Annotated in this window: 18 protein-coding genes; 2 read left to right on the top strand and 16 right to left on the bottom strand. The window is 61.0% G+C overall.

Annotated elements, in window-relative coordinates:
- Positions 1 to 5 precede the first annotated feature (5 nt).
- Positions 6 to 704: a glutamate--tRNA ligase family protein gene (locus tag ACZBJS_RS22345; protein ID WP_463439175.1), complete on the top strand. Its 699-nt coding sequence runs from the start codon at positions 6 to 8 to the stop codon at positions 702 to 704.
- 17 nt (positions 705 to 721) lie between these two features.
- Here ACZBJS_RS22345 and ACZBJS_RS22340 read toward each other — a convergent pair whose 3' ends face one another.
- The 16 genes from ACZBJS_RS22340 to ACZBJS_RS22265 all read right to left on the bottom strand — a co-directional run bounded on the left by ACZBJS_RS22340 (position 722) and on the right by ACZBJS_RS22265 (position 16,082).
- Positions 722 to 1,021, bottom strand: a complete 300-nt coding sequence (locus tag ACZBJS_RS22340) for a hypothetical protein (protein ID WP_463439174.1) — start codon at positions 1,019 to 1,021, stop codon at positions 722 to 724.
- A gap of 116 nt (positions 1,022 to 1,137) precedes the next feature.
- Positions 1,138 to 1,761, bottom strand: a complete 624-nt coding sequence (locus ACZBJS_RS22335) for a hydrolase (RefSeq protein ID WP_463439173.1) — start codon at positions 1,759 to 1,761, stop codon at positions 1,138 to 1,140.
- A gap of 60 nt (positions 1,762 to 1,821) precedes the next feature.
- Positions 1,822 to 2,307 (bottom strand): Rid family hydrolase, encoded by a 486-nt coding sequence (locus ACZBJS_RS22330; RefSeq protein ID WP_463439172.1) that lies wholly within the window; start codon positions 2,305 to 2,307, stop codon positions 1,822 to 1,824.
- A 387-nt stretch (positions 2,308 to 2,694) separates the two neighbouring features.
- Positions 2,695 to 4,902 carry a xanthine dehydrogenase family protein molybdopterin-binding subunit gene (locus tag ACZBJS_RS22325; protein ID WP_463439171.1) on the bottom strand — a complete coding sequence of 736 codons (2,208 nt, stop codon included), beginning with the start codon at positions 4,900 to 4,902 and terminating at the stop codon, positions 2,695 to 2,697.
- A gap of 4 nt (positions 4,903 to 4,906) precedes the next feature.
- Complete coding sequence (locus ACZBJS_RS22320; RefSeq protein ID WP_463439170.1) at positions 4,907 to 5,362, bottom strand: (2Fe-2S)-binding protein; 456 nt, start codon at positions 5,360 to 5,362, stop codon at positions 4,907 to 4,909.
- Between the two features lie 90 nt (positions 5,363 to 5,452).
- On the bottom strand, positions 5,453 to 6,370 hold the full coding sequence (locus ACZBJS_RS22315) for an NADP-dependent oxidoreductase (RefSeq protein ID WP_463439169.1): 918 nt from the start codon (positions 6,368 to 6,370) through the stop codon (positions 5,453 to 5,455).
- Positions 6,371 to 6,435: 65 nt separating this feature from the next.
- Complete coding sequence (locus ACZBJS_RS22310; protein ID WP_463439168.1) at positions 6,436 to 7,353, bottom strand: NADP-dependent oxidoreductase; 918 nt, start codon at positions 7,351 to 7,353, stop codon at positions 6,436 to 6,438.
- A gap of 198 nt (positions 7,354 to 7,551) precedes the next feature.
- Positions 7,552 to 8,046: a DUF3788 domain-containing protein gene (locus tag ACZBJS_RS22305; protein WP_463439167.1), complete on the bottom strand. Its 495-nt coding sequence runs from the start codon at positions 8,044 to 8,046 to the stop codon at positions 7,552 to 7,554.
- A gap of 77 nt (positions 8,047 to 8,123) precedes the next feature.
- Positions 8,124 to 8,837, bottom strand: a complete 714-nt coding sequence (locus tag ACZBJS_RS22300; RefSeq protein WP_463439166.1) for an FMN-dependent NADH-azoreductase — start codon at positions 8,835 to 8,837, stop codon at positions 8,124 to 8,126.
- Between the two features lie 44 nt (positions 8,838 to 8,881).
- Complete coding sequence (locus ACZBJS_RS22295; RefSeq protein WP_283019904.1) at positions 8,882 to 9,427, bottom strand: carboxymuconolactone decarboxylase family protein; 546 nt, start codon at positions 9,425 to 9,427, stop codon at positions 8,882 to 8,884.
- 35 nt (positions 9,428 to 9,462) lie between these two features.
- On the bottom strand, positions 9,463 to 10,098 hold the full coding sequence (locus ACZBJS_RS22290) for a nitroreductase family protein (RefSeq protein ID WP_463439165.1): 636 nt from the start codon (positions 10,096 to 10,098) through the stop codon (positions 9,463 to 9,465).
- 713 nt (positions 10,099 to 10,811) lie between these two features.
- The gene (locus ACZBJS_RS22285) at positions 10,812 to 11,189 is read right to left on the bottom strand and encodes a c-type cytochrome (RefSeq protein WP_463439164.1); all 378 of its coding nucleotides are present in this window, start codon (positions 11,187 to 11,189) and stop codon (positions 10,812 to 10,814) included.
- Positions 11,190 to 11,214: 25 nt separating this feature from the next.
- Complete coding sequence (locus ACZBJS_RS22280) at positions 11,215 to 12,975, bottom strand: GMC family oxidoreductase (protein WP_463439163.1); 1,761 nt, start codon at positions 12,973 to 12,975, stop codon at positions 11,215 to 11,217.
- 11 nt (positions 12,976 to 12,986) lie between these two features.
- Complete coding sequence (locus tag ACZBJS_RS22275; protein ID WP_463439162.1) at positions 12,987 to 13,781, bottom strand: gluconate 2-dehydrogenase subunit 3 family protein; 795 nt, start codon at positions 13,779 to 13,781, stop codon at positions 12,987 to 12,989.
- A 359-nt stretch (positions 13,782 to 14,140) separates the two neighbouring features.
- Positions 14,141 to 14,374, bottom strand: a complete 234-nt coding sequence (locus tag ACZBJS_RS22270) for a GNAT family N-acetyltransferase (protein ID WP_463439191.1) — start codon at positions 14,372 to 14,374, stop codon at positions 14,141 to 14,143.
- A gap of 283 nt (positions 14,375 to 14,657) precedes the next feature.
- Positions 14,658 to 16,082: a sensor histidine kinase gene (locus tag ACZBJS_RS22265; protein WP_463439161.1), complete on the bottom strand. Its 1,425-nt coding sequence runs from the start codon at positions 16,080 to 16,082 to the stop codon at positions 14,658 to 14,660.
- A gap of 329 nt (positions 16,083 to 16,411) precedes the next feature.
- Between ACZBJS_RS22265 and ACZBJS_RS22260 the strand changes: the two genes are divergently transcribed.
- Positions 16,412 to 17,416, top strand: a complete 1,005-nt coding sequence (locus ACZBJS_RS22260; protein WP_463439160.1) for a helix-turn-helix domain-containing protein — start codon at positions 16,412 to 16,414, stop codon at positions 17,414 to 17,416.
- Positions 17,417 to 17,557 lie beyond the last annotated feature (141 nt).

Raw genomic sequence — 17,557 nt, 5'->3', positions numbered from 1 at the left:
GGAAGGTGCCTCAACAGAACGACGTCGGAGAAGCGGGCGCGAGCGCCAAAAATTTCATTCACAGCACCATAGCGTCTGACGTCGAGACCGGCCGCACGCGTGTCTTGGTCACGCGCTTTCCACCCGAGCCGAACGGCTTCCTCCACCCGGGGCACGCGAAGTCGATCGTGCTAAATTATGAGCTTGCGAAGGAATTCGGCGGCCGCTGCAACTTGCGTCTCGACGATACAAACCCGCAAAGGAGAGGATGGAGTACATCGACGCGATCAAAGCGCGACGTCCAGTGGCTCGGATTCGATTGGGCGCAGGGCCTCCACTTCGCCTCCGACGACTTCGAGCAGCTCTACGCGTGGGCCTGCCATCTCGTTCGCATCGGCAAGGCCTACGTGGACGACCAGTCCGCGCACGATATCAGAGAGGGCAGGGGGACGTTGACGAGCCCTGGCCGGAACAGCCCGTTCCGTGACCGCAGCGTGAAGGAAAATGCTGAGTTGTTCGCGCGGATGCGCGCAGGTGAGTTCAGGAATGGCGAGCGGGTTCTCCGCGCGAAAACTGACATGGCGTCAGCGAACCTCAACCTGCGCGCCCCCATCATCTACCGTATTCTCAAGGCCAGCCACCGATGTGGCTCCGCACAAATATCTTTCCGACTTGAGAGTCGAGGAAACCAAGCGGGTGATGCTGACAACCAAGCGTCCGCTTAGAGCGTCGCGGGTGTTAGCTAGAGAAGACCTGCAGCTGCGGCACTATCCCGGTCGCCTTGCTTTTGTCGAACAATCGCGAGCTGTTGGCTGCACACACCAAAGTCGCTGGTGTTAGCGCGTATTCCGAACTTTTCACACAATGCGAGGTTTTCAGCTGCAATCTCGCGATCAAGTTGGATTTTCGCGTTGGCCCGTGTCGTGGGAGCGGAGACGAAAGTCGCGTACGCACCGAACGACAACAGCACCACAACGAACAACGAAAACAGGAGCCGCGAACCTACACTACTGTCGATAGCATTAGCGTTCACATCGGTCATTGTAGAGTTCTTTCAAAAAGTGAAATATTTGCAGTACGATTCGCCAGGCTAGGAACCTACCCCATGCGCCAGCGTCCGGGGCGTAGGACAACTCCGATGGATATTCGCCTCGTTTCTTAAACGGGCTTGATCATATCCCGTGCATAGGCCAGGCCGATACCGTATCCGCCGCCGTGAGCTTCCACGATCGCTCGCGCCCCGTCATAGGTCTCATGCCGGGTCCAGTCGCGCTGGAGTTCAAGAAGGACCTGGATCCACGACGTCGGCTTCGCCCCCGCCGCTTCCATCCGTCGCATCGCCAGATCGTGACTAACCGGAGTGAGCCCGCCGCAAGCGTCGCCGACGACGTGTACCTCATACCCCGCCGCACGAGCGGAGAGCACCGGAAAAGTCACGCACGCTTCCGTCAATAGCCCCGAAAAGATCAGCTTCCGCCGTCCGGTCGCCACGATCGCACCGCGCGCGGCGTCGTCCTCCCACATGTTCATGTTGCGGCGGTCGATCGTGACCACGTCGGGAATCGCGGCGTGAATCGCGGGCATCAGGGGACCGCTGTAGACCTTGGTGGCGGACGTGGACGCCACGATCGGCATGCCGAAAACCGTGGCAGTGCGCGCTAGAGCGATCACGTTGTTCAGAAGCACTTGGCGGTCGATCGACCCCACGCCGAAAGCAAGTCCGGCTTGCTGATCGACCAGCACCAAGGCGCAATCCTTCGGCTCGATCAGGATGTCGGGCATTGCCCTCGCGGTTCCAGGTCCTTGTGTCATGATTTCGTTACTCCGGACGTCGGGGATTTATCACCGCGGCTTCGCTTCTGCGCCCGACAGCATAGCCTTGAAGGTGATTTCGATGAGCTGTTCAGGAAAGGCCAGTCTCGGCACACCGATCAGGTTGCTGGCGCACTGAGGTCGTGCCGTGCCGTAGACCTCCTTGCGCACCTTGCCCGCAGCGGCGAATGCGGCGTCGACATCGAGGACATAGAGCGTCTCCTCGACGACGTTGTCCAGGGTTGCCGCGAAGCGCGCCAAAAGCTTGACGGCATTGGCGTAGGTCGCCCGCATCTGCTGTTCCATCATCGAGAACTCGGCCGGCTTGCCGGGTTGATCGAGAGAAGCAGGCGCGATCAGGTTTCCCTTCTCGTCGCGGCTGAGCTGGCCGGAGACATGGATCGTGTCACCAACCTTGATCGCCTGTGCGTATCCGTAGGCATCTTCCCAGGGCACACCGAAATAGGCGGCCTCTTTACCATTCACTGCGGCTGCGTTTACGTCGTTGCTTTGCATATCGAGCGTCCTGGCTTCTCAATCTAGCATCGCGTCTCGGTGGCGGCACTGAAAGTTTCGGTACGACGATGCTTCGGAGAATGACCTTGCAGCGCCGGCGAGGGAAATCACCTTTCGCCATAGAGTCGATAGACGATCGTTATTGCCGACGCGCCACGTGACGCCATGGCGAGGAATGTCACCAGCCGCATCTGCAGAGACTCTCGGATCGCGCCGTCGGCCATTTAGCACTCCCGGAGCAACCCCCAGCGACAACCCTTGCAGCGCCATACTATCTGAGGCCACTTCCTCGAGTGGTACATCTCGCGGAATCGTCCCATTCAGGCCAGTCGGCTCCGGACCGTTATCCCGTGCGCGCTGCGACGCGCACGGGATGATGGGCAGGGGCTAGGACGACGACTTCAGCGAACTCGTATCGATCGGCAGGCTGCGCAGGCGCTTGCCGGTGGCGGCGAAGATCGCATTTGTCACTGCGGCACTGACAATGGCTGTCGGAGCTTCACCAATGCCACCTGGAGCTTCTGCGTTCTTAATCAAGTGCGTCTCCAACACCGGCACCTCGTCGATACGCATCGGCAGATTGCTGTCGAAATTGCTCTGCTCGACGCGTCCATCCTTGAAAGTGATCGACCCATGGAGCGCAGCGGTCAGCCCGAAAAGCGTTCCACCCTCGACCTGTGCTTCGATCGTATCGGGATTGACGTAGATGCCGCAATCAACCGCACAAACGATCCGCTTGACCTTGACAGAGCCATCGGCCGCCACTTCGACCTCGGCGACCTGAGACAGGTAGCTTCCGAATGCGAATTGTACCGAAATGCCGCGGCCATGCCGTGCGGGAAGTGGTGATCCCCACCGTGCTTTTTCCGCGGCAAGGGACAAAACAGCAAGCGCTCGCGGATTGTGACCGAGCAATCCTTTGCGATAAGCGACAGGATCCTGCTTTGCGGCATGCGCGAGCTCATCCATGAAGCTTTCGACCACAAAAACATTGTGAGTCGGTCCGACGCCGCGCCAGAAAGCCGTCCGGACACCAGGGGGCTCGACCCGGACATAGTCGACGTGGATATTGGGCAGCGCATATGGCGGCTTGGCCGCCGCTTCTACGGCATCGAGATCCAATCCGTCCTTGAACCAATAGGGAATATAGCGAGCGGCGATTGAGGAGCCGGCGATCCGATGCGTCCAGGCAACCGGCTCGCCGACCGCATCAAGTCCGGCCGACAGTCGATCGAAGTAGTACGGCCGATACATATCGTGCTGGATGTCTTCCTCGCGACTCCAGATCACCTTCACCGGGCCATCGACGTGCTTGGCGATCTTGACGGCCAGCACCGTGCCATCGGCCTCCAGCCTTCGGCCGAAGCCACCGCCAATCAGATGATTGTGAATTTTGATCGCATCCCTTGGCAGACCGGTGAGTTCGACCACCAGAGACTGCGTGAGCGACATCGCCTGCGTCCCGACCCAAACATCGCAACGATCCTTCTGCAGATGAACGGTGCAGTTCATCGGCTCCATCGCCGCATGGGCCAGGAAAGGCACCTGATAGACGGCTTCGAGCCGTTGCGCCGCTTGTGCAAGAGCCTTCCCTGCATCGCCATCGTTACGGGCAACCGCGCCCGGTTTTTTGGATTCCTCCTCCAGTTGCTTGACGATATCGGCGTTGCTAACCTTGCCATTCGGCCCGTCGTCCCACGTGATGGCGGCAGCCTCGAGGCCCTTCTTCGCCGCACCCATGTGATCCGCCACGACGGCAACAGCTTCATCGATATTGACCACCTGCCGGACGCCCTTCACCGCCAGCGCAGCCTTCTCGTCCACCGTTTTCGCCTTGCCACCGAGCACAGGCGAAATGGCAACCGCGGCAACCTTCATTCCCGGCAATCGCGTGTCGATGCCGTAGAGCGCGCGCCCATCGACCTTTATCGATGAATCCACGCGCTTGGCACGCGTGCCGATCAGGGTGAAATCTTTAGGATCCTTCAATTTGACGTTTAATGCAGGCGGCACAGGCAATTTCGCCGCAGCCTGCGCAAGTTCGCCGTAGCTAAGATGCTTCGAGCCGGGCGCAGTGAACACGACGCCGTTCTTGGCATGGCAAGTGGCTGGATCGACACCCCACCGCTTGGCAGCTGCCGCAATCAGCATGTTGCGACCGACGGCGCCTGCCTGACGCAGGGGCGTCCAGAAGGCACGTACAGAGGAGGAAGCACCTGTAGTTTGAATGTGCAGGAACGAGTTGGCGTAAAGCGCATCATTTGGCGGCGCATGCTGAACCTGAATCTGGTCGAGCTCCACTTCCAGTTCTTCAGCCAGAAGCATCGAGAGCGCCGTGTAAACCCCTTGTCCCATCTCGGCCATCGGCATGATCAGGGTCACGGCGCCGGTTGGATTGATCCGTATAAATCCATTCGGCGCGAAAGTACCCGCGACCTCGTTTTCGACTACCTGCGAAGCAGGCGCCGCGAAGACAGATTCCGTGCTTACGCCGGTCAGCGCAAAACCAAGCAGCAAACCTGTGCCCTGAAGAAAGGCGCGCCGCGACATCGCTGTTTCATCGGCAATCTGCTCTCTCATAATAAGCCCATCCATGATCTCAAACTCCCGCAGCGTGCTTGATCGCAGCGCGGATCCGCTGATAGGTGCCGCATCGGCAGACATTGCCCGACATGGCGGCGTCGATGTCGTCATCGCTCGGCTTCGGCGTGTCCTTCAGCAGCGCCGCCGCCGACATGATCTGGCCGGACTGGCAGTAGCCGCACTGCACCACCTCCAGCTCCAGCCACGCCTTCTGCAAGGCCGCGCCCTGCGGCGTCTGGCCGATCGCCTCGATCGTGGTGACCGCGCTGTCGCCGACGCTATCGACCGTGGTGATGCAGGACCGCGTCGCCGCACCGTCGACATGCACGGTGCAGGCGCCGCACAGCGCCTTGCCGCAACCGAACTTGGTCCCGGTCATGCCGAGCACGTCGCGCAGCACCCACAGCAGCGGGGTGTCGCCGTCGACATCGACCTCATGGGGTGTGCCGTTAATCTTCAACATGAAAGCCATGACGGCCTCTCGGTGGCTGCGGCTGATAGGATGCAGTCGGCCGACCTGGACAGCGCCGGCCGGCCGCGTGCATCGATGGGCGCGTGTCGCTCACGGACGAACGCGGATGATTGTCTTCCCGTTGCGTCGCTCGGTCGGGTTGAAGGCGGCGACAGCGTCGTCGAGGGTCGAGACGATGCCGATGTTCGTCCGCAGTCGTCCGTCCCGCACCCGCTGGACGATCTCACTCAGTTGGGCACGATCGGACTCGACAACGAAGTCGACCGCCAGGCCGTCGGCGGGCCGCGCCTCGGGCGGCCCGACGATGGACACCAGCGTTCCTCCGGTTCGAATCAGGCCTGCGGACCGCTTCTGGATGTCGCCGCCGATGACATCGAACACCAGATCGACTCCGCCGACGTCTTCAAGGACGTTGTTGTCAAGGTCGACGAACTCCTGCGCGCCGAAGTCGAGCGCCTTCTGACGGTCGGCGGCGCGTCCGGTGCCGATGACGTAAGCGCCGGCCTCTCGTGCGAGTTGCGTCACCATCGACCCGACTGCGCCGGCCGCGCCGTGCGCGAGAACGCTCTGCCCCGCGTGAAGACGGCCGTGCTCGAACAGTCCCTGCCACGCGGTTAGGCCTGAGATCGGCAGGCTCGCGCCCACCGTGAAGTCGACGTCGCTCGGTAGTGGCGCGAGGTTGCGTGCCTCGATGGCCACATACTCCGCCAGGGTGCCGTCGCGATACCAGTCGGCGAGGCCGAACACTCGCTGTCCGACCGACAGTCCCGTCGTGCCGTAGCCGAGAGCGGTGACCACTCCGGCCAGCTCGTGGCCGGGGATCGACGGTGTTCGGTCACGGTCGCGGCGATCGGTCCAGGTCGGGGGCCACGTTAGCTCAGTCGGTACGAATCCCGACGCATGAACCTGAACGACGACGTCGTTTATCGCCGCCTGCGGCTCGGGCCGCTTCGCCAGCTTCATCCCGGCCGTTCCCGCAGCCTGGGCCGTCACAACGATCGCCTTCATGTGAATTGTCTCCTCGGTCATTTGTCTCTTTGGTGGAAATGTCGCAGTGACAGGCGCATGTCGCCTCACGGACGAACGCGGATGATCGTCTTCCCGCTGATCCGCTTGGTCAGATTGAAAGCGGCGACGGCATCGTCGAGGGTCGCGATGTTGCCGATGTTCGTCCGCAGTCGTCCGTCACGCACTCGCTGGACGATCTCACTCAGTTGGGCGCGATCGGACACGAGAACAAAGTCGATCGTCAGGCCATTGGCCGGCCGCGCCTCGGTTGGCCCGGCGATGGTCACCAGTGTTCCTCCGGCTCGAATCAAGCCTGTGGACCGCTTCCCGATGTCGCCGCCGATGACATCGAACACCAGATCGACGCCGCCGACGTCTTCCAGCGCGTCGTTGTTGAGGTCGACGAACTCCTGCGCGCCGAAGTCGAGCGCCTTCTGACGGTCGGGGGCGCGTCCGGTGCCGATGACGTAAGCGCCGGCCTCTCGTGCGAGCTGCGTCACAATCGAACCGACTGCACCGGCCGCGCCGTGTACGAGGACGCTCTGCCCCGCCTGAAGACGGCCATGCTGGAACAGCCCTTGCCATGCGGTCAGTCCCGGCATCGCCACGCTCGCGCCCACGGTGAAGTCGACGTCGCCCGGCAGTGGCGCGAGGTTGCGTGCCTCGACGGCCACATATTCCGCCAGGGTGCCGCCGCGATATGAGTCCGAGAGGCCGAACACCCGCTGTCCGACCGACAGCCCCGTCGTGCCGTAGCCGAGAGCGGTGACTACTCCGGCCAGCTCCTGCCCGGGGATCGACGGTGTTCGGTCACGGTCGAGGCGATCCGTCCAGGTCGAGGGCCACGTCAGCTCACCCGAGGTGAATCCCGACGCATGAACCTGAACGACGACGTCGTTTATCGCTGCCTGCGGCTCGGGCCGCTCCGCCAGCTTCATCCCGGACGTTCCCGCAGCCTGGTCCGTTACCACGATTGCTTTCATGGGAATTGTCTCCTCAGAGATTTATTGGTTCGGGGTAAATTGCAGGCGTGGAAGGTCTTTTCGATCTCTCACGCAACTTGTTATCGGCTCGACGCCTTCCGCGACGACCTTGATGTCGAATTGCTGTGTGATGTCGGCGAGACCGCTGCTCGCGTTCCTCGGAGCCATCGCGCGGCGAACCCAGCATTTTTGTGAACTTCAACCGCGCGACGGTGGCGGGCGCTTCAAAGTGAGAAGCTGCGCCACATCGTGCAGATCATTCGCCGATGAGATGGCAACTGTCAGCCATTTTCCGTCGATGTATGTTTTGGCTTCGTCATAGAGCTTGACCAAGTGCGGACGCCAGACATAACGCCGCTCCTCAAACTTCTCTCGTTCAGCTCCACCCATGACCACCACGGCCGAAAACAGCCGATATTCCGGCACCAAGGTGCAGAACGCCCTGGTCTTCTTGTAGCGCAAGGACCAACCGCGGTTTCTGCCACCGTAGAGCCAGTCCGGCGCGAAAACTCCAGGGTAGAATTCGACGATCCAGTTCCGCAGCTCGGTCCAATACCCGAACGCCTTTGGTCCGATCCACTCGCGGACGGCACCGTCATCCGGCGGTGCTGATTTGTCGGTGATCCTGTCGCCGAGTTTGGGAAGCGTCACGCCATCGGCGGCTGTTACTCTCGTTCCGATAGGTAAAATCATCAAAAGACCTCGTGCTCATAGTCCGGCGGAGGCCGGAGGATTATGATGCGGGCGTGCCAAGCGCTTGCGGCGCGCCGTTAGTGAGCTCCTGGTACGACGCTCTCCGGAGCATGGGGGTGTGCCTCGCGATGCGGTTTACCGGTGCCTGAGAGCACTGCAGGGCAGCCATCGACGCCTCGAAGCTCTCCCATGACAGTCAGATCGAGAGCGGCAAGCGCTTTCTCCCTCGCCAATGGAGCTTGCTCTCGGTCGAGGAACGCGGTGGCCTCTAGAGGGATAAATTGCTGGGTCTTCAGCCCAATGGAACTAAGTGCCAGCGACAGATATGGCGTGAGGAAGTCCGGCTGGTTGGCTCGGTCGCCGGTAAAGACGCCGCCAGAGGCGACGCCGATGAACACCGGACGATCCCGGAGCATTCCCACCTTTCCGGCGGGCGTCGACATCATCGTGCGACCGACGCGCAAGATTTGATCGATCCACGCTTTGAGGACCGAGGGAATAGCGAAGTTGTGCATGGGCGTTCCGATGACAACAACATCGGCCGCTTCGACTTCCCGGATAAGCGCTTCGGAAATATCCAGAGAACCCTTCGGCGGGGCGGCTAACGTGGCGGGCGACGCCAACGCGGCGGCATAGTTAGCCACGGTGTGGGGCAAGGGTTCGAACCCTAAATCACGCCGGGTAATGCTCGCCCCGGGCGCAACCTCGAGAAGCTTTTCGGCGATCGCGGCCGAAAGCTCACGGCTATGCGATTCTCGACGCGGACTGCTATCAATATGGAGAATGTGCATGTGATCGATCCCAATGGCTTCGAGAAATTGCGAGGGGACAAAGCTCAGATCGAGCCGGCCGGCGCAACGGCAGGAAAGTCCTTCTCGGGATCGAACACGTTGTTGAAGAAATTCGTCAGGGAGTACATAGCCACCAGCGCGACGATCTCCATGACGTTCGCATCCGTGTAGCCTGCATTGCGCACGGCTTTCAGATCAGCGTCACTGACCTTGCCGCGGGTCTCGATGACTTTGCGCGCAAACTGGACGGCGGCGTCCCGCTTCGGGTCGCTTGCATGGCCCTTCCGAGCGAGAATGATTTCATCGGCCGGCAGCTTGGCCATATGGTCGGCCGTAAAGCTGTGAACTGTCAGGCAATAGTTGCAGCCATTCACTTCGGAGACAGCAAGGCCGATGCTGTCACGCGTCTTCACGTCCAGCGCCTTGCTCAAGGAGCCGAGCAGGGCGGCCCACGCGTTGAACGCGATCGGGCTATGCGCGAAGGTCGCCAGCATATTTGGGGTGAACCCGATGTTCTTGGTGATCGTGTCGAGGGTCGGTTTTGAATCGGCCGGCACCTGTTCCGGCTTTAGAGCTGCACTTCTTGGCATCGTAGTCTTCCGTAAGCTGTGGGCTTTACTAATACTCAAACGAGATCCAGCACGTCGGCGACCGGACGGCGCGGCTTCTGCGCCCAGTTTCCCGGACGCTCCGGCCCCACGGACAACAGCATGACCGGTACTTCGTCCTCGGCCAGTCCGAACTCGCGGTGCACCGCTTCGGCATCGAAACCGATCATCGGCGTCGAACCCAGGCCCAGTGAGCGGGCCGCATAGATCATCGCCGCCGCGCCGAACGTGCCGGTGCGTACTGCCTCGTCGCGCTGGCGCTGCGGGTATTCCATGTACAGATCGCGTGCGGGGATTTCCCATTCCGGCACCATCTTTGCCGGCATGATGCCCGCATCCACCAGCGGTGCCAGACGCTCTGGTACAACGCTGGAATCGGCCAACACACCGCAGACGATGAAGGTAACGGCTGCTTCGGTGATCGCGGGCTGATCCCAGGCGAGCGGACGCAACCGAGCCTTGGCTTCAGGCGTGCGTACGGCGATGAAGCGCCAGTTCTGCAAGTGGAAGGACGTCGGCGCGGTGGTGCCGATTCCCACCAGCTCGCGGATTTGGTCGTCGCTCAAGGTGGCGGCAGGGTCGAAGTACTTGGTGGCGCTGCGGCTCTGGATGCATTCGATGACGGCGTTGGTCATGGTGATTCCGTCGGTCATGGTGATTCCTATTGGTGAAGGGATGGGTTGAGGCACGAGAGTGCTTTCGCTCTCTCTGTTGAAAATGCTGCGGCGATGGGTCCGTTCGACATCTAATGCCAGGAGCCACGGGTAGTTTTCCGAAAGCGAAGGCAGAACAGTGTGACCTCGCTTCCAGAACTGCTCGGTGTATGGCGGCGGCTTGACCAGTGACACATCAGCGTCCACTACGTTCGCGGTCGGACCGGCTGAAGCCGGTTCGCTCATCTACGCGAGCGCCGCCACGGTGGCCGCGACCAGGGAGACCGCAACAGCTGGGCCGACGGTCTTCGGTGATTTCATGGGGGGCTCCTATGTTGCCCGCGTGCGGCGCGGTGGCTCGGCGCAATGGCTTCATGCGATGTCGAGGCAGCCGCGTGTTTGGCCGACCCAGTGGTCCTCAGGATCGGACGCAGCCGGCGAAATTAGAAATTCCGTTTGGTCATGCATTCGATAAGCGCGGGGTATCGTTCCCAAGACCGCTGTGCGAGTGCGCCCCTTCGGTCTAGGCAGGGAACCGCATCGCGTAATCGCCGCTGCTCTCGAAGCGCGCAGGCAGCACGCTCGTAACGCATGGCGGTGAGGATTTCAGACACAGCATCACGCAATTCCGACGCCTGCACACCTTGGTCGGCGGCATCGATGTTTAGCGTGCGAAGGGATGGCGTCTTGCTGACGCCTCGCGTAACCAGCCGTTACTTCAAAGTAGCAAGATAGGCGACGAGGTCCGTCCGGTCGGTCGGGTTCTTCAGCCCGGCGTAGGGCATCCTGTTTCCGGGAACCACTTGCTGTGGCGATTCCAGATAGGCATCGAGGATCTTCGTATCCCAGACAATGTCGGACTTCTTCATCGCGTTACTATAGCTGAAGCCGGGAACCGTACCCGCCTTCCTGCCGTTGATTCCCCCCAGGCCCGGCCCGGCGCGACTGGCATGATCTGTCGCATGGCAAGCTGCGCAAGCTTTGAAGATGGTTTTTCCGTGCTCGGCGTCCTGTGCGTAGCCGCGATTCGCGGTTGCTTCCGCAAGTACGAGCACCGCGATAAACGCGCCAATCTTTCCCGCGCTTTTCATAGGGAACGTCCTTTTTAGGTCGGGATCAGAGGTGGCGCGGCCGCGCCACATAATCGTTGAGGTCGTCGCCGAGTCGAAGCGCGAGAGCCCCTAGCGGCCCCGTCGGGTTGTAGCCTGCATTGAAGGGGTAGACGGATGCACCGACGACAAACAGGTTTTGCGCATCCCAGTGCTGCAGGTGAGGGGAGACGACGCTCGTCGTAGGATCGCTTCCCATAATCGTGCCACCAGTGACATGGGTGGTCTGATACACGCGACTATCGTACGGCCCCTTGCGGGGGGCTGTCGGCGGTGCGATGTCGGCACCGGTCGCTTTGGCGATCTCGTCGATCTTTTTCGACAGATATACCGACATCTTGCGCTCGTTCTCGCGAACGTCGAACGTCATGCGCAAGAGCGGTTGCCCATAGGCGTCGACATAGGTCGGGTCGAGGTCGACATAATTCTCCCGATGCGGATACCAGCTGCCATGGGCAGTTATGCTGAAATTATGTGCGTACCAATTGGCGTTGGCTTTTTTCCACTCCGCGCCCCATTTCGGCGTGCCGGGAGGCACAGCCCGGCTCGTAATCGGCCGTCCGTTCGTCACGTTGGCGTAGATGTAGCCGCCTCCGAAGAAGCCAAGACCGCTGTGGTCGAAATTGTCCCCGTTGAACTCGTCGATCACGGTCTGTGACGCACCGGACGCCAGGAACGGGTTGATCCAGCGGTCCTTGAAGAAGACACGCGTGCCGAACATCGTCTGGTGGCAGAAATTCTTGCCGACCAGCCCGTGACCAGTCTTGGGATTGTAAGGCGTCCCAATCCCCGCCATCAGCAGAAACTTGGTATTCGACATCGTGAAGGAAGAAAGTACGACGACGTCGGCCGGCTGTTCGTACTCCTCGCCGGTTACGCGATCGATGTAGCGAACGCCTCTCACGCGTTTTGCCTTACGATCATAAAGAATATCGAGAACATGCGTTTCCAGACGCAATTCGAAGCTCTCGCGCGTTCTCAGCATCGGATAGAGCAGAACTTCGGGGCTCGCCTTGGCGTTGGCTTCGCAGATGAAGCGCTCGCAATGGCCGCAGAACTGGCACTGACCAAGCTGCATACCATCGGGATTGGTGTAGGCCTCCGGCGAATTTGCTGCCGGCAAGGGAAAAGGTTTATAGCCTAGCTTCTTGGTTGCCTCGCTGAAGATCACGCCCGCTTCGGTGATAGGCAGAGGGTTTTGCGGAAACTCGTTCTGCCGTGGTGCCTCGAACGGATTTCCGCCCTCCTGCACCTTGCCACGCAGATTCCCTGCCTTGCCGGCAATGCCGAACAGCTTTTCGAACTGATCGTGATAGGGCTCCATCTCTGCATAGGTGACGCCCCAATCCTGGATCGCCATTTCAGCTGGAATGGCCTTCTTTCCATACCGGTTCTCAAGGTGGGTACGCAAAACAGGGTCAGACTCGCTCCAGCGCCAGGTCTGCCCGTTCCAGTGATTGGCCGCACCGCCCATTCCCTCGCCGGGTTTGAACGCCTGGAGACGCCGTATCGGCAGCGCCGTTTCGCCGCCATTATGGCGAAGCGTGTAGGTCTGGACGGACCAATCCTGAAAGAGATCACCATGCACGTCCCAGCGCAGTTCGTCGCGCTGAGATGGCAGGCTTGTTGCGGCGGTATGGGTGCGGTCGATTCCCCGTTCAAGGACGACGACATCGACGCCCTTGGCTGTCAGCTGGCGAGCAGCCAGCGCCGCCGTGAATCCTCCACCAACGAAAACGACGGTGCGATGTTTCAAGCGTGTAGCCATGATTGTTTCCCTTAGGCGAAGTCGGCGATGGATTTCGGATCGGCGGCACCCGGGAAGGGCTTGCCACGGAATTCGACCATGTCCTGGGAGTGAACCGCGGGGAGACCTGGATAGCCGATCGCCTTCCAAAACACCTTGCCGACATTGCCGCCGTAAACGGGATCGGCGAAACAAGCTTGCTCAAATAGCGGATAGACGAGTTCGTTGAACCACGAGGCGAGCTGGACACGCTCGTCCATCACCTTGCCGTCGGCGATTTCATGGAGAAATCGGTCGGCGCCACTCTCATCTAATTCACTAAAGGCCTTGCCATTGCGTTTCCGGCAGGCCGCATCCGCGGCGGCGAGTCCCGCCTTGAAAAACTGCTCGGGTGCGAGCGGCAATTGATAGCCCAGTTCAGGCTTACCCTCTCGCCAGGGGCCGCGCATATAGAGGCGCGCGCCCTTACCAAAACCGCCTGCCAATTGTCGGTCGATGTAGGCTGCAAGCCCGCAATAGACGCCGCCGGGTGTCAGCGCATCCGCAGGACACATCACGTTGACCATCACCTCGACGAAGCTGGCTTCGTCCGGGCCGAATGACAGATAGCCGGGCACTGGCGACGGCAACTTGGCAGCGATAGTACTCGCGGAAGCATCCACGGATTGGGAGGAGGCCGGTTCGGATGCTTCCGCGAGCGCCGTGGTTGTCGCGGCGGTTCCTATCAGGACACCCGGAGCCAGCGAAGCGGCGCCCGTGGCAGCGGCAACGCCGAGAAAGCCTCGACGGTTCGGACGAAAGGTTTTGTCGTTTTTGTCACTGGTCATCGGGGGGGCGGTCCACTTTTTTATCGCGGCATAATCGCGTGATCATCCATGGGCGAGGCGTCCCCCTCTGTGCGGCAGAAGCGTGGGCAGCCTCATGCAGAGCTCAGTCTGCCTAACGCTCGTTCGCGGTCGGGCTGGTCGAAGCCGCTCCGCTGATCTGGGCGAGCGCCGCCACCGCGGCGGCCTGCAGTGACGCGGCAGGGCACGCCGACAGCCTCGGTAATTTCATGGGGGCTCCTTCTGCCCACGCGGCAAGGTAACTCGCGGCAACGGCTTCACTCACTCTTCAATCGCTGTTGAGGCGACCGCGTGTGCTCGGCCGGCCAGGCAGACCCAAAGATTGGACGCAGCCGACGAAATTAGAAATTACCTTTGTCATGCATTCGATAGGCGGAGGTATCGTCGTCCAAAAAGCGCTGTGCGCGTCGCCGCCCGTCCGTCTTCGATCGGCCGTCGAGGAGCGCGCCGTACTCGAGGTGTCGAGCGGCGTAGGAAGACATGAAGGTGCACTTCGCGATCACCCTTTTTCCATCGCGTCGCAACGCTTCGAAAACGCCATGCGCCAGCCGCGATCCGTACCCTTGGCCGGACAGCGCTTGCGGGCACCTCCGTTTAGAGCAGGGCGAGGCGGCTTTTAGGCCGTGTACCTATAAACCGGGCGGCGTGACGCGACCGGTGCCCACGTCCGCTTACTCCCGATAACGACCAAGTTGGTGCGGCAGCGCAATATGTCGCGATGGGCCAGAAGCCGAAGTTGCCCTCGAATCGATCACGGGGGCGATGGGCGCGTGCTTGGAATCGCAAAACTCCAAGCGACATATCAAGATTCGTAACGTCGGCAGCCATCTGCTCCGCTGTTGGCCCGCTGCAGGATGTTCACGCTGCCTGATTTGACTGTGCAGGCAGCGTGAATTGAAAAGTCGCGCCCTGAGGTTGGGCGGCGGTGGCCCACAGTCGGCCCCCATGCGCTTCAATGATGGTGCGGCAGATCGATAGACCCATCCCCAAGCCGCCGGGCTTTGTCGTGTAGAAGGTCTCAAAGATGCGATCGAGACCCGCTGAACTCAGACCTGGACCCGAATCCCGCACTACGACGAGCACGCCGTCCGGCTCGCCCTTACCAGTGGTGATCACCAACTCTCGCGCCCCCTCGCGAAGCAAGCTTAATGCTTCGACGGCGTTGATGATCAAGTTGAGGATCACTTGTTGCAGTCGGACTCGATCTCCTTGAATGAGCGGCAAGCCCTCCGCGAGTTGTGTCTGCACCGAAACGCCGTTCTTCACTATTTCGCAACGGGTCAGGGCAATGCACTCAAGGATTGCTCCGTTGATCTCCAAGGAATCCCTCAGTGGGGGCGCCTTCTTGACTAGGGCACGGATCCGCCCGATGACGTCAGCGGATCGGTAGCCTGCCTTGACGGTGGCACCGAGCGCCTCCCGGGCCTCCTCCAGATTTGGCGGCTCGGCGTTTAGAAAGCGCAAGGCAACTTGGGCATTGGTAACTGTGGTCGCGATTGGCTGCATGACTTCATGGGCAATCGAAGCCGAAAGCTGCCCGATTGTTGCGACTCGATTCGCATGCACGAGCTCCATCTGCATCTCGCTGTAACGCCGCTCGCTTTCGCGAATGTCCTCCTCCGCCCGCTTGCGCTCGGTTAAGTTCACTACGAAGGCCATGCCCTGGTCGTGTCGCCCGCCGAACGTCGCTGCCCCGACCAGCACCGGCACGCGCCCGCCGCTTTTCAGGAAGTACTCCATCTCATAGGGTTGCGCGGTTCCGGTCGCCTCCAGCGCAGCTACACGTCGGTCGTCGGCATCGCGCCATTCGGTGGGCGTCAGATCCCGCCACCGCAGTCGACCTGAGACGAGATCTTCGCGGCTGTATCCGATGATGCGGAGAAAAGCCTCATTGGCATCGCTGATTCGACCGTCAAGATCCCAGACGAACATGCCGATGATGTTGGAATCAACCAGCCGCCGTATCCTCGCCTCCCGTTCTTGGAGATCGCCGTCTGCGACATCGTGGAGAAGAACGCTCTCTTTCGTCCGCATCACGTAGTGTAGGATAGACTCCGGCAGACCTGCAGCGGTTACACTTGGTTGTCGCTGACCGACGGTCACCGTATCATCGCTGGTCGTGACTTCCGCCTCAACCCGATACTCATCATTCCGCGCAAGAATCAACAGGCCTCGCTCTGCACCCGCGTTCGCCGTGCGCATGAGCGTATCGATCAGTTTGCCCTCGATGATCTCCCTCCCGAGATTGATCAGTGACAGTCTCCTGGTGCGGCCATCGGTCATCACGATCTCCAGTGCAAGAAAATTTGCAACCTCCGGCCTTACCTCGATCGCAATGACTGTAGGCCGCACATCACCGCCGTCGTCTCAGTGAGCGCCGCACGATGTCTCATTCTCCGCCAATCGGACTTCGGTTGCTACTTAGTGGGCTATCTGGATCTTCCTCGAACGGGAGAATGCGGCTGCCATCTCGGCCGCCGCAACCGAGACGCGAACAGACCACACCGCGTCGGATGACCGCCTCCGAAAGCGGGAATCTCGCACCCTCGCTTTACCCAAGCGATCAGCTTATGATTGGGACTTGGACGTTCGGTCGGTCCATAGGGGTCGTCATGCAAGTCTCTTTTTCCACGGAACATATAGCGCCGCGCGACCGCGTGAGGTGCTGGTGCGACTACTTCGCGAAGCAGGCCCATAGCATCACGCCGGGCGAGGTCCCGGATCCCGGCGCCTTTCGCGCGGAAGCGAGCGGATCGATTGCCGGCGAATTTGCGCTGCTAGATATCAAATCGGAACTCGAGAGGGTCCAACGCACCGCGGCTGATGTTGCCAAGGACAAGTCCGAATCGTTCTTCGTCCGCCGATTTCGCGTGCCGGTGATCTGGAGGGCCGCCCCACGCAGCACGCCGGTCGACCTCGTTCATGAAGCCGGCGATTTCTGCATAAGCTCAACCGAATGGCAATTCGACGCGGAATCGAAAGGCCCTGCCTCGTACGACATGCTGATCATCCCGCGGGCCGCGCTCTCGCCGATTATAACCGGGGGTCGACTGGAGTGTCCCTTTCGGCTGCCCGGCGCGTCGCCGCTCGGCTTGCTGCTAGGCGCAGCTATCGATGCGGCGAAGGTGCAAGCGCCGCTGCTTCCCGAGGAACTTAGTGAAGCCGTGCTGCGCAATCTCTGCGGCCTCGTGGCACTGACCTGTAACGCCTCCGACGAGGGCACCAATCGCGGACGGGATTCGCCGCACTCGGCGCGGCTCGCGGCAGTCAAGCGCTATATCGATCTGCACCTTGCCGATCCCACCCTGACGCCCGCCAGCGCCGCCGTCGCACTCGGCATGTCGGCGCGCCAGTTGCACCGGCTGTTCGAGCCGAACAATGTTAGTTTCGCCCGATACGTTTCGCGCCAGCGACTGCTCCGGTGCCGCGAAGCGATCGCCGGGGCGACGGGAACTGGCCGGTCGGTGGTCGACATCGCTTTTGGCTGGGGGTTCAACAGTATGGCAACATTTTATCGCGCGTTCGTAAGCGAGTTTGGTAGCCCGCCCACCATGCTACGCGCGGTCTCGCAAGTGCGAGCGAGCGGCCTGCGCACGACAGGGCAAGAAATATCGTGAATGCTGCGCAGCAGGAACTTGTCCAGATCGCCTTCGCCAGGCTGGCGGTGAGCCAGAGGTCGCCTTAGCTCGGTTCTACGAGCGGCTATTCGCCACCAACCCGAGTTTCCAGCCGCTATTCAAGAAGGACATTCGCATTCA

The sequence above is a fragment of the Bradyrhizobium sp. KZN70725 genome, assembly GCF_055264925.1.
The sequence above is the reverse complement of the archived record's forward strand: the minus strand, read 5'-3'. Positions and strand labels throughout refer to the sequence as shown.